This window comes from Mesorhizobium sp. M1365 (assembly GCF_040317865.1).
Taxonomy (GTDB): domain Bacteria; phylum Pseudomonadota; class Alphaproteobacteria; order Rhizobiales; family Rhizobiaceae; genus Mesorhizobium.
On the sequence record NZ_JAMYLG010000004.1, the window covers coordinates 296384 to 311758 of the forward strand.

Below are 15375 nucleotides of genomic sequence, written 5' to 3' on the forward strand. Positions count from 1 at the left end.
GCTCGTTCAACATTCGAGCCCGCATCGGGCAAGTCTTTCCACGTCCGGGTACGCCATGCTGCTTCGACCGCCCCTTTCTTCTTGCGGATTTAGGAATTCGAGCTTTTCGGTTGTTCCGATCATCCATTTGGGAAACGATCGATGCCGGCAAGCAAGGTTTTATGGGGCCAGATACTCACCGCCTTTCTGATCGTCGTCGCGACGACATGGGGAGCAACACAGTGGACGGCAGGGCGGCTCGGCTTTCAAAGCCAACTCGGTCCGCCGTGGTTCGAATTGGCTGGACAGCCCGTTTATCCGCCGCCAGCCTTTTTCTGGTGGTGGTTTTTCTACGACGCCTACGCGCCGAAGGTCTTCCTGGAGGGCGCGGCGATTGCGGCGAGCGGAAGCCTCATGGCTATCGTCGCAGCGATCGGGATGTCGCTGTGGCGGGGGCGCGAGGCAAAGGACACCACGACTTACGGCTCGGCGCGCTGGGCGACGCGAGACGAAATCAAGGCCGCTGGGATGATCGGTCAGGATGGGGTGATCCTGGGTATGTTGGGCCGACACTATCTGCGCCACGACGGTCCGGAACACGTGCTATGTTTCGCACCGACCCGAAGCGGCAAAGGCGTCGGCCTGGTCGTGCCGTCACTACTGACCTGGCCGGGTTCGGCAATCGTCCACGACATCAAGGGCGAAAACTGGGAACTGACGGCCGGATGGCGGGCCCGTTTCGGCCACGTGCTTCTGTTCGACCCGACCAATGCTGGATCAGCAGCCTACAATCCTCTGCTGGAGGTGCGACGGGGCGAGTGGGAAGTTCGAGATGTGCAGAACGTGGCGGATGTCCTGGTCGACCCAGAAGGCACATTGGAACGCCGCAACCACTGGGAGAAGACCAGCCATGCGTTGCTGGTCGGCGCAATACTGCACGTGCTCTATGCGGAGAAAGACAAGACCCTCGCAGGCGTGGCGAACTTCCTTTCCGATCCAGAGCGGCCAATCGAGGCAACGCTGCGCGCCATGATGCTGACGCGGCATTTGGGTGATGCAGGCCCGCATCCCGTCGTGGCGTCGGCTGCTCGGGAACTGCTTAACAAGTCCGAGAACGAGCGTTCCGGCGTGCTCTCGACAGCCATGAGTTTTCTGGGCCTCTACCGCGATCCAGTTGTGGCCAAGGTGACGTCATGCTGTGACTGGCGGATCGCAGACCTTGTCGAGGAGGCACGGCCGACGACGCTTTATCTGGTCGTACCGCCATCGGACATCAGTCGCACAAAGCCGCTGATGCGACTCGTGCTTAACCAGATCGGCCGCAGGCTCGCCGAAGATCTTCACGCGAAGGATCACCGGCAGCGTCTTTTGATGCTGCTGGACGAGTTTCCCGCGCTCGGCAGGCTCGATTTCTTCGAAAGCGCGCTGGCCTTCATGGCCGGGTATGGCATCAAGTCGTTCCTGATTGCACAATCGCTCAATCAGATCGAGAAGGCCTACGGACCGAACAATTCCATCCTCGACAATTGTCATGTGCGGGTGAGCTTCGCCACCAATGACGAAAGGACGGCCAAGCGCGTCTCAGACTCTCTGGGGACCGCGACCGAGTTGCGCGCCATGAAGAACTATGCGGGGCACAGATTGTCGCCCTGGCTCGGGCATCTGATGGTGTCGCGGCAGGAAACGGCGCGTGCACTGATGACGCCGGGCGAGATCATGCAACTGCCGCCGACCGAGGCGATCATTATGATCTCGGGCCAGTTCCCAATCCGTGCGAAGAAGGCACGCTACTTTGCCGACCCGCGTCTTGCCGAGCGTGTCTTGCCGCCACCAAGGACCGGAGGGACAACGCAGAACGCTCGCCCTGACGACTGGACCGACACGACACTTCTTGCTGGGCCGGAAGGCAAATCTCGCAAGCTGAGGCTTGCCAGGGATCAGCAGGACGAGGATCCGGCCAATGGCGGCATTCGCCGCCAGCCCGAGCTTCCCGAACACGAAGACATCGCGCCGGAACGAACGCCACGCTGCGACGATGAGTTCGACCTCGACAGGGACGAGCCCGATGATGACGCCGTTCGTCGCCGCAGTGTCGATCAAGCCATGAGACGCGCAGCTCGTCAGGCCGCCCTTGACCCCAATGATGGCATTGAGCTTTGAGCGCATGAAGAACGCCAAGAAAAGACGTCTGTCTGCCTATCTCGACCCTGACATAATGAGGGCACTGGCGGATTACGCTGGGCGGCGCGAGGTCTCGCTGTCACTGGTCGCCGAGGCTGCGCTCGCGTCGTTCCTGTCGCCTGATGCCGAAGAACGAAAGCAAGCGGCGATCACTCGCCGCCTCGACCAGATCGATCGACGCGTGCAGCGGGTCGAGCGGGACGTCGGAATTGCTATTGAGACGCTAGCATTGTTCGTCCGGTTTTGGCTCAACTCGACTCCAGCCTTGCCGGAATCGGCGCAAGCGGAGGCGCGCGCCAAGGGCTTGCAGCGCTACGACAATTTCGTCGATGCGCTCGGTCGCCGGCTCAGCAAAGGACCAAGGCTCAGGCAGGAGATAGCCGACGATGTCCCGCCAGTGCCGCCAGCGAGCCGATAAGGCGCGTGACGCCAGATTGAAGCGTCTCTCGGGACCGTGATCTTTCCGACGGGTTGGTATCTGCTCGCGCACCGTTCCTAAACGTGCCCACAAAGTTCGGGTGGTAAGCGAGCGGACGTCGTATGTCTGCTTTGCTCCATTCCAGACAACATTAGTCTAATCAGATCAAAACGACTATCGAATCGATTGCGCAAACGTTTCGATGGCACTATGGTTATTGTATCCGCCAGGACAGAGCGGGTTTAAAGCGCAACATCAGGGAGGAGCGCTTGCGAGTAGCACTCCGTTTGAGCCGCAATGGCAACGATGGTTGAGGTAGCCCGTCGTGCCGGGGTGTCGGTCTCAACGGTGTCACATGTGATCAACCGCACGCGCTTTGTCTCGCCTGCGAAATCGAGAGCCATTAACGAAGCGATTGCTTTGCTTGGATATCAGCCCAATGGGCTGGCGCGTTCCCTCAAGGTCGCTTCAACCAACAGCGTCGGCTTGGCGATTTCGGCGATCTCGAACCCGTATTTCACTGACATCATCTGTGCCGTGGAAGCGGAATGCGCGCGTCTTGGCCTCATGGTTTTCCTTTCCGACACGCAGGACGATCCTGATCGGGAGCTTGCGGTCGTTCGCGCCTTCCATCAACGACGTGTTGACGGCGTTATTTTGGCGCCCTCGGGTGCCCCAGAGCGAGCCACCAATTACCTTGCCGAGAAAATGGTTCCCTGCGTTCTGATCGACCGGTTTGCCGACGAACGATTTGACCAGATCGGCGTTGAGAACCAATCTGCGATGCGCGCTCTTATCGATCACGTCGCATCCTTCGGCCATCAGCGGATTGGGTTCATTGCAGGGCAGCCGGGCCTTGCTACGACTCGCGAACGTATCGATGCGTTCAAGTCAGCTTTGATGGCTAACGGACTTGCCTACGTGTCGGAATATCTGCAGCCAGGGAACGTCGACACGGCGAGCGCTACGGCATCGACCCGCGCGATGTTGTCGTTGCCTTCGCCGCCTACGGCCTTGGTCACCGGCAACAATATGGCGACGATCGGAGCGGTCCGAGCGGTTCGCGAAAAAGGTCTCGAAATACCTCGGGATCTTTCACTTGTCGGCTTTGACGACTTCGAATGGGCCGATTGTTTTGAGCCGCAACTGACCCTTATTGCGCAGCCTTGCGCCGAAATCGGGCGGCAGGCCGCATCGCTGCTTAGCGCCCGAATTGCATCAACGGATACAGAGCCCCGCTCGGTGCGGCTTCAGGCGACGCTGCATGCCCGTCAATCCTGCGGGAGGCCGGCATGAGCGCGCCGCTTCTATCGGTGACAGGGGCCGTGAAACGCTTCGGCGGCGTTCAGGCACTACGCGGTGTCGATTTTGATCTCAAGCCAGGCGAGATCCACGCCCTGCTGGGCGAGAACGGCGCCGGCAAATCGACATTGATGAATCTGCTGTCGGGAGTTTACGCACCCGACGAAGGTACAATCCAGATTGACGGCAAGCCGGTGCGGTTCAACAACCCGCGCGAGGCGCAGACGGCCGGAATTGCGACCATTTTTCAGGAGCTTGATCTCGTTCCAACGCTCGATGTGGCGTCAAACCTCTTCCTTGGCCGCGAATTGATGCGCTCGGGCGGACTGCTCGATGTGGCGGGGATGCGCCGCGAAGCTCGCAAGCGTCTGGAAGCTATCGAACTGGCTATCGATCCCGCCGGGCTAGTCGGCGACCTCTCGATAGGGCAACGCCAGGTCGTTGCGATCGTCAAAGCGTTGTCCTATGCGACGCGGGTCCTGATCATGGACGAGCCGACGGCGGCCCTAACGGTGGGCGAGGTCGAGAGGCTGTTCGACATCATGCGCAAGCTCGCCGCCAGTGGCGTCGGCATCGTCTATATCTCCCACCGTCTGGAGGAAGTGCCGCAGATCGCGGACCGGGTGACGGTGATGCGGGACGGACGTGTAGCTGGCATCACCGATCCGCACACACCGCAGGCCGAACTGGTGCGGCTGCTCGTCGGGCGCCCACTGGACGAACTCTATCCCCAGCGCACGACGGCCGTCGGCCGGGCTCTGCTCAGCCTGCGCAATGCCAGCTTCCGGCTAGCGCGCGAAAGCGCCGGCTGGCAGGCCCCGACAGGGCTTTCACTCGAGGTGCATGAAGGCGAGATCGTCGGGCTGGCCGGCATCATGGGGGCAGGGCGCACCGAGCTCCTGAGCGCGCTTTACGGCACCGGCCTTTCCGGCCAATGGGAGGGCGGCGTGGTCATTTCCGGCCGTCCGATCAAGCTTGATTCGATCAGAGCCGCGCGCCTTGCCGGCATCGCCTTCGTCACCGACGACCGCCGTGGCAGTGGCCTAATGCTGAGGATGGCGGTTGGCCTCAACCTCGTCATGTCGGTGATCCGGCGAATATCGCCGGGCGGACTGATGTCACCGGGCCGCCAGGCCGAGGCGGTGAAACAATCGTTCGGCCAGTTCGACATTCGGCCGAAGAATCCCGACATCGCGGTCGGCGCGCTGTCCGGCGGCAACCAGCAGAAGGTGGTGCTGGCCAAGGAGATACTTGGCAATCCCCGGCTCTTGCTGCTCGACGAGCCGACGCGCGGCGTCGATGTCGGCGCCAAGGGCGAGATCTATCAGCGGCTGCGGCAGTTGGCTGCACAAGGCCTGGGCATCCTAGTTGCCTCCAGCGAAATGCCGGAGCTGATTGGCCTGTGCGACCGCATCGTGGTGCTGCGCCAGGGGCGCAATGTAGCGGAATTCACCGGTGGCGTTGACGAGCACACCGTGATGGCAGCGGCAAATGGCAGGGAGGCGTGATGTCCGAACAGAAGATTTCGGTTGCCAGCGGTCCGGTGCTAGCCGCACCGGCCGCAAAGCATCGCGATCCACTCGCGCTGATCGTGCGCTTCCAGAGCTTGATCGGCCTGGTGCTGGTGGCGATCGGCGGCGTCATCTTCTCGCCCAGGCGCCATGGCGAGATACTGTTCCTTGCGCCCGACAACATGGCCAACATCGTGCGCGCCGTGTCGGAGACCGGCATTATCGCCATCGGCATGACCTTCGTCATTATCACCGCCGGCATCGACCTTTCGGTGGGGGCAGTGCTTGGTCTCTCCAGCGTCGTCACCGCGACGATGATGATCTCCGGCGGCTTCGGGCTTATCCCGACCATTCTCGCGGTGCTGGTAATGGGCACCGTCTTCGGCGTGATCCAGGGCACCATTTCCAGCCGCTTTCGGCTTGAGCCGTTCATCGTCACGCTCGCCGGCCTGCAGGCGGCGCGAGGTCTCGCGCTGGTCGTTTCCGGCAACCAGTACATTAATATTTCCTATGGCGAGGGGCCCGGCCTGGCGCCATCTGTCTTCGCGGTACTGGGCGAGCGCCTGTTCAACAACACAGTGCCGGTGGCGACCATCGTCTTCATCGTCTTCGCCGCGATTGCTACCTTGGTACTGAATACCACGCGCTTCGGCCGCTATGTCTTTGCTGTCGGCGGCAACGAGCGAGCGGCGCGCATTTCGGGCGTTCCGGTCTCTATGGTCAGGATCTCGGTCTATGCCATTACCGGATTTGCCGCCGCCCTTGCCGGCATCGTGCATGCGGGTCAGTTCAACTTCGGCAGCGCCAATGACGGTATGGGCTATGAGCTCACGGCCATCGCGGCCGTGGTCATCGGCGGCACCAGCCTGTTCGGCGGCGCCGGCTCGATGGTCGGCACCGTTGCCGGCACCATCATGCTCGGCGCGCTCGCCAACATCCTTCAGCTCAACAACATTACCCCCGCCATGCAGCTGCTCGCGACCGCCGCGATCATCGTTCTGGCGGCAGTGCTTCAATCCCTCGTTCGCCGCCGCGAGGGTTTGGGACGATAGGAGGCCGGCGGCAGCATTTGGAAGACCATGAAACCAAGGTCTGGCCATAGGCCCGACGAGGAGGAGAGCAAGCATGACAACGATGGAAAAAGGATCGAGGCGCGCCCTGCAGGTCGCCTTTCTGGCAGGCTCTTGCCTGTGCATGGCGGGTGCTGCCCAAGCGGCCGACCCGATGGTCAAGGCCTGCGCCAAGGACGGCCAGTTCATCATCGGCTTTTCGCAGGCGAACAATGCCGAGCCCTACCGCCAGCATGTCAATGACGAGCTGACCGCGGCGGTCAAGGATGTGCCGCAGTTCACGCTGCAGATCGCCGACGGCGCCGGCAACGTCAACACGCAGACCTCGCAGGTCGACAACTTCATAACCCAGAAAGTTGATCTGCTGTTGATCTCGCCCTTCGAGGCAGCACCCATGACCCCGGCGGTGAAGCGCGCGCTGGATGCCGGCATTCCCGTCATCGAACTAGACCGCAAAACGGTAGGCGACCCCGGCAAGGACTACACCGCCTTCATCGGCGGCGACAATTACAAGATCGCGCTCGAAGCGGGCAAGTACACCGCAAAGACCCTGCTCCCGGAAGGCGGCGAGGCGGCGGTGCTTGAAGGGCTGCCGAGTTCGACGCCAGCGGTGGAGCGGCTCAACGGCTTCAAGGACGGTGTGAAGGAGAATGCCAAAATCCAAGTGGTGGCCGAGCAGGCCGCCGACTGGGTGCCCGACAAAGCTCAGACCGCCTTTTCCGCCATGCTGCAAGCGCACCCGGACATCAAGGTGCTCTATGCCTCGAACGACATGATGGCGGCGGGTGCGCTGCTCGCAGCCAAGGGCGCGGGCAAGCAGGTCAAGATCATCGGCACCGATGGCCTGCCGGGTCCGACCGGCGGCATCGAGGCCGTGGCCAAGGGCGACTGGGCGGCAACCTTCACCTACCCGACCGGCGCCAAGGAAGCGATCGAGATGTCGAAAAAGATCCTGCTTGAGTGTGCTTCGTCGGTGGAGCCGACGGTTACGGTGGACACGACCGCGATCACGCCGGAAAATGCCAAGCAGATGATGGGAAACTGAGGGCAGGGCCGACAGCAGAGGTGATACGACAAGGCCCGGGAGTGGGCCTTGTTGTTTTTGTGAGCGAGCCGGCGTGGTCGTCGTCGGTCAAAACTCCGGCTAGATCCCGGCGGTCGAAGGACGGCAAGCAGTTGAGCGCGTAGACGGCTTCAGCCCGTCTCGCCGCGATTTCAGCTGGATCTTGCAAGCAGCCTTGTCACGGGCTCGTTTCCATTTGGTTGGCGCCAGGCACTCGCGGAAAGCGCGAAAAGCGCCTCTATTCCGGGTTAAACCCGTGACGCCGATGACCGCCACCGTCACCGCCGCCGCCCTCTCGAGAAAAACTTCGGCGCTTATGAAGATACCTCCGTCCGCAATCCGGTCGTCATCGCACGCACCGTGCTGCTGGCCTACGAGGTTTTTGTCCGGCTGTTGAAGCGCGACAGGCGGGTCGAGTTGATAGCGGAGCTCAACAAGGACGATATCGCTGCGGTCGAAGTCTCCGCATGGAGCCCAGTCTCGACCATCTCACGACGAGCTCTCTGAGCCAAAACCAAAGTCCAAGGTCGCACAGGTCTTCCGATATTCCTATCTCTGGCATTGGCACACTGGGAGGGCGCGGAGAAGGCGACAAGGACCGGCCCCGCCTGGTGCTGGCGCTGGTCGGCCCCACAAAGCACGTGGACAATACAAGTCTAGCGTTTCGCCGGCGCCAGGTGTTGCTTGCTACCTCGCGGCTGGCCTACCGCAGGTCCAGCTGCAACAGCCCGCTATAATCCTCCGTCGCCAGGAAGAAGCCCTCGTCGATAGCCTTGGCTCTGAAAGCGGGATCGTCGCCGAGGTTGCGAAATTCCGGCTTCAATGTGCCTGATGCATCGAAGTAGCGATCTCGAAAGGTCGCCCGGTCAAGCCCGGCATAGTCTTTACCCTGACCTGCGACCGTGCAGGATTTCAGTTCGGTTTGGTCGGCAGCGTCCGCCGGGAAACTCTTCCTTGCGAAATCCATGGGACCGATGCCTGGAGCAATGCTGCGGGGGAATTGCGTGACGCACCGCTTCGTCGCGTCACCCGCAGCGATCGTCAGATCGAAATAGGGAGGCCTCAGCCCCTTGGTCGCGAGGTAGGCAAAGGCACGAATGCGATTGGCTGCCTTCAACGTATCAAGGTCGGTCGTCTCCAGAATGCCGCCATCGATGGTGAGCTTTCCCGACCCGCCAAGTGCGGCAATTTGCTTCTGCAGCCAGTCTGCGTCACGATCGATCCAGGTCAGGAAATCGAGTGGCATCGCTTGCGGCTCCTTCATCTGCGGGTTCATGGATTGAGCGAGGGCCGCCGCAGTGATGAGCATCGCCAGCCCGGCCAGCGCTGCCGTAGAGAGAGGGAAGTTACGCATGTCATGCCTCCGTCCTTCTGCGTTGCCGCGAATCAGTTGTAGTGGTTGCGCGGCTTGATACCGAGCATGTCGCGCAATTGGTTCTCCGTTATGTCGTCAGGCCGCGGCGTTCCGCCGACACCGACGGTCCGCGCTTCCTCGTCCATGGAGGTATGTGGCTTTCCATCAAGCCCGTTGTAGGTGGCTGGACCCATGCCGGAAATCTGTCCCGCCTGGATGTGGGAGGCGTGGATCTGCTCATGGGCGAGCACGATGCCAGGATCGGCCGGGTTTGTCGCGACAGTGCCGGTCGATTTGTCGAACTCGCTCGACGTGCGGATACGGGCTGCCGCCGGATCGTAAGAGATGACCGCCCCTCCCGGTGTCGTCGTCGGATCCTTCGTATGATCGGCGAGATCGGTTCCGGTGCGGCCGGCCACGTTCTGGATCGTCACCGTTTCTGGGCTGTCGACAATCCTCTTGGTGAGTTCGCGCCCTGTATCCATCCCGGTACCGGGTACGAAGAAGTCCTTGACGTCGAGCCAGGCCCCGTGGAGCCAGCTTTGCGAAACTTCGCCAGTCTTGCTGTCGACTCGGGCAGTCGGGTCTGTGCGTTGGATATCCTCCTCAACTTGCCGCCGATAGGCGGCATCGCCGGCCACGATCTCCTTGAGACCTGTCGGGTCGATATAGGCCATCGGATTATTGTTGGCATAGGCGAAGAGATTGCATGATGTGGGGTTGCCGGTGCAGCGCTCAGGATCGCCGACATACAGCGGGTCGGGTGACACGAAGCGGCCAAGGGCCGGATCGTAGTAGCGGGCACCGAAGTAGTAGAGCCCGGTATCGTCGTCGAGATATTTGCCGGTGAACCGATGGTGGGTTTTTTCGCGCGGCAACTCGCCCGAAATGTCTGTCAAGTGATCGGCCCAGGCAGGAGCCAGTACTTCTGGCTTGTGCTCGGTTCCGTATGCCCGATAGAGCATTTGCTCGACCGGGGCGCCGCCCGAGGCGATCACATAGTCGCTGCTCTCGATATGATCCTTGAGGTAATAGAACCATTTACCGGTGCCGTGCTCGAGCCGCACCAACTTGGTCGAGGCAATGTTGACATAGCTCTCTTCGCCCTTTGGGCCGACCTCGAATGTCTCCACTGGATAGAGATAAAGCTGGTCTGGCTTCGATCCGTCCGGAGCGACAATCTTCTTGTATAGGCGTCGACCGGTCTGGTCGTAGCCGTAGAAGACGTCGTTGGTCGCGGTTTGCGCTCGGATGAGCCGGCCGTTGATGTCAAAGACAGTGCCGGTAAGGTTCGGCGACGTCGCCAGCTGGCCGAAGCCATCGAAACCATATGGCTTGGACGCGCTGCCGGTCGGAATGAGGCCGGTCGCGCTGGCTGCCGCCGGGACAATCCGTGCTCCGGGATCGAGCTCGTCATTGCGGGCGAAGGTGCCGGCAGGCGAATAGCCGAATTCGGCATGTTTGCCATAGCGATCGATACTCACGAGCTCGTTCTTGAAGTCATAGTGAAAGGTGCCGGAACGGTCGACATGGGTCGCGTCGCCGGCGCCACTGCCCAGCGCATCGACGATCTGTGTGATGGAGCCGTTCGAGTTGAAAGCCATGGTCAAGTCCTGCAGCGGAACGCCTCCCGCTTGCGAGACGATATGCGTCAGGAACAGCGTCGTCGGATCGTAGGTCATCTGCGTGAAGGCGCCGAGCCGGTAGTTGACGCGCTCGACCCGTCCTTCCGGATTGTACGTGATGTTCTCGATCACTTTCTGCGGGCCGGCGAAGTCCGGATGGGATACCGTCACGGAGCGGAGATTCTTGTCCGGTCCGAGCGCGAATTTCGACGTCAGGCCGCGTGGGCCGATCGATGAATCGATCCGGCCATCAAGCGTGTGATGGAAGCGATCGGCATACTTTGCGTGGTTGATCTCCACCTCGTTGGCGGTCATGCGGCCGTTCGCGTTGTAGGCGTAGCGTTCGGCCGCATCGAACAGGCCGTTGGGATCGTGGATGATGACCTCGGTTATTTTATCGAGCGGCAACGCGATCGGCACTTCGAACCCGGCCGCAGAGGCTATCTCGACGCCCCGGTCGTAGCGGTATTCGAGATGGAGGACACCGTCGTCAACCTCTGTGAGCTTGCGGTTAAGGAAGTCGTAGGTGGACGTCTGCACGGAAGCTTCGCCGTTCACGCCGACGCGCGCGATCGCTGATTGCCGCCCGCGCGCGTCGTAGAAGGCGTACCGGTCGCCCATTCCGGGGATCGACTGGAATTCGATGTCGCCGACCGAATTGTAGATCAACCGTCGAGGCGCAGTTTCGCCCGGCAGCCAAATCTCGCTCAAATAGCCGAAGGAATCGCGCACGAAGCGGGAAATTTGCATCACGCCGTCGCCATTGGCGGCGATGAAGCCGGTCACCCCGTTCTCGTTGCTGAGCGAATATTCCTCGCTCCGCACGGTACCGTCGAACTGATCGGCATAGGTCGTTATTGTGTGCGTGCCCCAAGGCCCGAAAGTCATCTCGGAAACCTTGCCCGACGGGTAAGACTCACGCACCATGCGGCCCGTTGCGTCGTAGGTATATGTGTTGCCGATTTCGTGATCCGGACGCGGAACGTCGCCCAGCTCGAAGACCTTCTGCAGGTTCAGATCGTCGATACCGCCGAAGCTCCTGACGACGAATGGGGTCCAGCGGAAGACCAGTTTCTCGTTGCGATTGTAGAGCGCGAAGTTGCGGACCCGCACGCCCCCCTCGGCAACGCTTTCCAGGTCGGCGATCTGGTTGCCGCGGGCGTTGTAGGCGGCGAGCTCGGCAATGAATTCGCTCTCGCTTTCCGGAGTTTGGGCAGCGCTTGCGTAACGGCGCTTCGATGTCAAGATCAGTGAGGGCAGGCCGCTCTCGCCGATCTTGTAGCTGTAGAATTTCTCCGCACCGTCGGCTGCCACCTCATGGATCCTACGGCCGAGCGCGTCATAGTCGTTGGTGACGACCATGCCGAGGGGAGTCGTCATCGTTCGCACAGCTCCGGCCCGTGGCCCGTCGTAGGTCATTGACGTGATCTGGTTGAGCTCAGGCGCACCACCCGCCATCTTGGTGTGGCTCATCGGCAAGGTGCCGGTCTCTTCGTAGAGAACGGCCTCTGTCTGCCCAAGGTCGTCCGACAGCGCGGTGGTGTTGCCGAAGACGTCATAGCCCATTCTCTTGGTGAGGGTGCGGGTGGCGTTGCGGAACTGCTCGAGCGACGCCGGCAAGTTGCTGAGGCCGGAAAAGACTTCGAGTGTCCGGGTGCCCATGCGACCGCCCGCGTCGGCTAGATAGGTGAAGCTTTCACGGCTGAGCAGTCGCGTTCCGGTTAGGATACGGCGCTCGGATGCGGCGTTGACAATGCTGAGCGCGGCGAGATCGGCACGCGACTGCGCATACCCGGTCTGGGTGGTGCGGCTAAAGCCCTGAATGGTCAAATCCGCGGGTCCCGGGATATCGCGAACCTGCACAGTTTCCGAGGCGGGCATATTGAATTCGTCGAAATCGGCATACGTCTGGACCTTCACCGGGTCCTTACATTCGGGATCGGCCGGGTCCTGCTGTTCGGCGTCGCCGGCGGAACCGGTCAGCGTCTCCTTGACCTTTCTGAGATAGGACGAGCCGTCGCCACGCGAAAACGTCTCCCACACCGACGACTCGCACTTCAACATCATCCCGGTCGTCGGCAGCTTCTGGGTGCGCGTGGCGGTCGACAGCGAGTGCAGCGCCGCCGCCGACGGATCGAGCGTCTCGGTCGTCTCCGCGCTCGCGACGAGCGTCGCCTCGGGCTTCACTTCATAGGTCTTGCGGATCTTCAGTTTGCCGGCGAGGTTCAGGTCAGCCGCCGTTTCCGCGAAGGTGTAATACTGTTCGCGATCGAGGCTTGAGCGCTGCGTGACCCGCTGGCCGGCCGCGTTCTCGTCGCCGTACGCGATCCTCTCGACGTCCGAGAAGCCGATAAAACGGCGATTGATCACATCGTAAAATGGATTGTGGTAGAAATATTCGTCCGTCTGCACTTGGGCGCGAACCTGGCCGGGTATGCCCTGCGACGTGACGAGTTGCTTGGCAACGACAACGGGAAAATGCAGGTTGCGCGTCGGCTGGCCGTTGGCGCGGTCGCGCAGCATCTCGTCGATCGAAGTCGCATAGCGAATGTCGTGCCGGCGGCCGGAATCGAAGTCGACGACCGTGAGCAGGTTGGCCTTGACCAACTGCACCGTGTCGGTGCGGTTGAAGTCAATCACGACGACGGGCTTCACCTCGTCGCCGGACGGCTTCTGGAACACGATGATTTCGCTCTGGCCGTCGCCGTCGATGTCTGCGACGCGCGAAGCGAAGGTCTGCGTCGACGCGCCCAGTTGAACCCGCAGATTGAGCGCGATGCTGAGCGGATCCTTCAGGTAGGTCCCGTCGCCGAAGCCGAGCCAGACGCGCATCTGGTCAGTGCGCTCGCCCATCGACGCGAAATCGATGATGCCGTCGCCGTTGGCGTCGATGTACCACATTGTGGCGAGGTTATCGCCGGGCTGCATGCCGCCAATCTTCGAGAAGCTGCCGTGACCGCAGACCGGATCGTTGATCGCGGCGTCGCCAAACAGCAGCGCATTCGGGTCCTTCGAGAACATGTTGCCCTGGTTCTCATAGAGGCAGAAGCCCTGGTCAGCCGGGCGGATGACGACGAGATCGGGCAGCCGGTCGCCATTGATGTCGACCATCCGCACATTGTTGCGGCCGAGTATCTGGCCGTCCTGACTGTTGAATGGGAACGCTTTGGTAAGCGCTCCGAAATTGACGTTGTAACCCCCATCGGCCTGCCGCCGGGTGAGATTGAGAAATATCCGCCATTCCGTGCGGCCATCAGCATTGAGGCGCGTCGTGACGATGTCGGACAGGCTGTCCATATTAACGTCGGCGAAGCGGCCGTTGCCGCCCGCGAATGTCGTCGGCGAGACGCCGGGCAGCGGGATCGAGCGGCCGAGATAAGGGAAGGTCCCGTCGGCTTTGCCGTCATAGACGTGCATCAGCCCGTCTTCGATTTCGACGATATCGACGAAGCTGTCGCCAAGGATATCGGCAAAAGCGAAGCGATTGTCGGTGAGCCGGGGGGCGATCTGGCGCATTAGTCCAGCCTCGGTCGGACGCGACAGCACGAGTTGGCTGGTGTCGCCAAAGGCGCTGTTCAGGTCGCCGCTTCCGAGATGCACTGTCGCGCCGTCATCCTTGGTCTGCACGATGTCGACCAGTGCATCCATGTTGAGGTCGGCCAATTCGAAATTCTGCGGCGGGATGTCGCCGGCGAACGCCATTTTCGGCGCTTCGAACACCACGGGGCGCGACGCCAGTTCGGCGCTTGTCCACGATGAATAGCCGAAATGGATGTCCGGGAACTTCAGCGTCGATTGCGCCAGCGCCTCGCCGCCGGTGTCACCATACCGGTAGAGCACGCGAAGCTGGTCGAGCACATTGACCGACTGCGCGTCGATGAGCGGCGTGAGGTCGGCCTGAGCCTTCGCCAGGCAGTCCGGATGCGCCCGGACGACGAACTTCGACGTGTCACTGGTATCACGGCCGACATATCCCATGCACCATTGGGCGTAGACGGTGTCTTTGAACTTGGCCGTCACCTTGCCGTAGAGCCGGGCGTTCTCCTGTTTGCTGCCATTGGTGTGGCTTACGAGCGTCGATTGCGTCTCGATCAGCTCGAACTGATAGCTGCTCTGACCGCCGGCGAAGCTGGCCTTTGTCAGGTAGCTGCGTCCACCGAAACGCTGGTACTCGTAGCGGATGGCTTCGCGGTTTGCATTGAGCTGCAGCACCAGCGGCCATTTCGTGACGTAGGGCGCGGCTACATCGAAATTGCCCTCCGCCACGGAGGAATCGCCGCTGAAGATCAGCCGTGTTCCGTTGGCGTTGATCACCTCGAAACCGGAGGAGATGGTGTCGGTGTGTAGGCCGCCCGTCAGGTCGAGCGAAAGGACGTCGAACGCGCCAGTGTGGTAGAGGATCTTGACGAAATCCTCGGCATATTCGGGCTTGTACTCCCAGACGCCGTTCTGGTTGCCGAGGAAGATGAGTCGCGCGCCCATATACGACAGGCGGGAGAAGAAATCGCCGCCTGGCTTGGTGCCGGGCACGGCCGTGCCGAGATCGTCATTGACGGCGATCGCCTGGGTATTGAACTGCCAGCCGATACCGAGCCCGTTGCCGGTATCGCCCGCGAACTGGCTGTAGGTGAGGCTCAGTTGCGGCCCGAACTGGCCGCGCGTCGGCAGGGTGGGTAGCGGCACGGTGAAGTTCGCCGATCCCGTATTGTTGTTCAGCGTGAAGCTGCCTTCCTCCTGCGTGACAGTGCCGCCCGCAGCGGGCAACTGCACAATCGACGTCGCAGATTTGTCTTCGGCGCGGGCCGGTGAGCCGAGTACTGCGGCGCCAGCGGCCAGGGCTGCGAGGGCGGTAAGGGTCTTTATGAACATGGG

At 61.6% G+C, this 15375-nt stretch carries 9 protein-coding genes; 7 read left to right on the forward strand and 2 right to left on the reverse strand.

The annotated features are described in order from the left end of the window. Positions 1-141 precede the first annotated feature (141 nt). The 7 genes from NKH04_RS07555 (at position 142) to NKH04_RS07585 (ending at position 8031) form a co-directional block, all read left to right on the forward strand. Positions 142-2139: a conjugal transfer protein TraG gene (locus NKH04_RS07555; RefSeq protein ID WP_353044163.1), complete on the forward strand. Its 1998-nt coding sequence runs from the start codon at positions 142-144 to the stop codon at positions 2137-2139. A gap of 4 nt (positions 2140-2143) precedes the next feature. Further along, a complete protein-coding gene (locus NKH04_RS07560) occupies positions 2144-2578 on the forward strand; it encodes a CopG family transcriptional regulator (protein WP_352502910.1) in 435 nt (144 codons plus the stop codon). Positions 2579-2875: 297 nt separating this feature from the next. Continuing rightward, positions 2876-3874 (forward strand): LacI family DNA-binding transcriptional regulator, encoded by a 999-nt coding sequence (locus NKH04_RS07565; protein ID WP_352540063.1) that lies wholly within the window; start codon positions 2876-2878, stop codon positions 3872-3874. After that, on the forward strand, positions 3871-5388 hold the full coding sequence (locus NKH04_RS07570; protein WP_352502908.1) for a sugar ABC transporter ATP-binding protein: 1518 nt from the start codon (positions 3871-3873) through the stop codon (positions 5386-5388). Before NKH04_RS07565 ends, NKH04_RS07570 begins: the two co-directional genes overlap by 4 nt. Further along, positions 5388-6443, forward strand: a complete 1056-nt coding sequence (locus NKH04_RS07575; protein ID WP_353044164.1) for an ABC transporter permease — start codon at positions 5388-5390, stop codon at positions 6441-6443. Before NKH04_RS07570 ends, NKH04_RS07575 begins: the two co-directional genes overlap by 1 nt. 73 nt (positions 6444-6516) lie before the next feature. After that, positions 6517-7506, forward strand: a complete 990-nt coding sequence (locus tag NKH04_RS07580; RefSeq protein ID WP_353044165.1) for a substrate-binding domain-containing protein — start codon at positions 6517-6519, stop codon at positions 7504-7506. Between the two features lie 378 nt (positions 7507-7884). Next, entirely contained in the window at positions 7885-8031 is a 147-nt protein-coding gene (locus tag NKH04_RS07585) for a hypothetical protein (protein WP_352819364.1), read from the forward strand. A gap of 196 nt (positions 8032-8227) precedes the next feature. Here NKH04_RS07585 and NKH04_RS07590 read toward each other — a convergent pair whose 3' ends face one another. Together NKH04_RS07590 and NKH04_RS07595 are read right to left on the reverse strand one after the other, a co-directional pair. After that, on the reverse strand, positions 8228-8878 hold the full coding sequence (locus tag NKH04_RS07590) for a hypothetical protein (protein ID WP_352502906.1): 651 nt from the start codon (positions 8876-8878) through the stop codon (positions 8228-8230). Between the two features lie 32 nt (positions 8879-8910). After that, entirely contained in the window at positions 8911-15372 is a 6462-nt protein-coding gene (locus tag NKH04_RS07595) for an RHS repeat-associated core domain-containing protein (RefSeq protein WP_353044166.1), read from the reverse strand. Positions 15373-15375 lie beyond the last annotated feature (3 nt).

Coding starts and splice junctions, on each gene's coding strand:
- NKH04_RS07555 (WP_353044163.1), top strand. CDS start 142: ATGCCGGCAAGCAAGGTTTTATGGGGCCAGATACTCACCGCCTTTCTG.
- NKH04_RS07560 (WP_352502910.1), top strand. CDS start 2,144: ATGAAGAACGCCAAGAAAAGACGTCTGTCTGCCTATCTCGACCCTGAC.
- NKH04_RS07565 (WP_352540063.1), top strand. CDS start 2,876: ATGGCAACGATGGTTGAGGTAGCCCGTCGTGCCGGGGTGTCGGTCTCA.
- NKH04_RS07570 (WP_352502908.1), top strand. CDS start 3,871: ATGAGCGCGCCGCTTCTATCGGTGACAGGGGCCGTGAAACGCTTCGGC.
- NKH04_RS07575 (WP_353044164.1), top strand. CDS start 5,388: ATGTCCGAACAGAAGATTTCGGTTGCCAGCGGTCCGGTGCTAGCCGCA.
- NKH04_RS07580 (WP_353044165.1), top strand. CDS start 6,517: ATGACAACGATGGAAAAAGGATCGAGGCGCGCCCTGCAGGTCGCCTTT.
- NKH04_RS07590 (WP_352502906.1), bottom strand. CDS start 8,878: ATGCGTAACTTCCCTCTCTCTACGGCAGCGCTGGCCGGGCTGGCGATG.
- NKH04_RS07595 (WP_353044166.1), bottom strand. CDS start 15,372: ATGTTCATAAAGACCCTTACCGCCCTCGCAGCCCTGGCCGCTGGCGCC.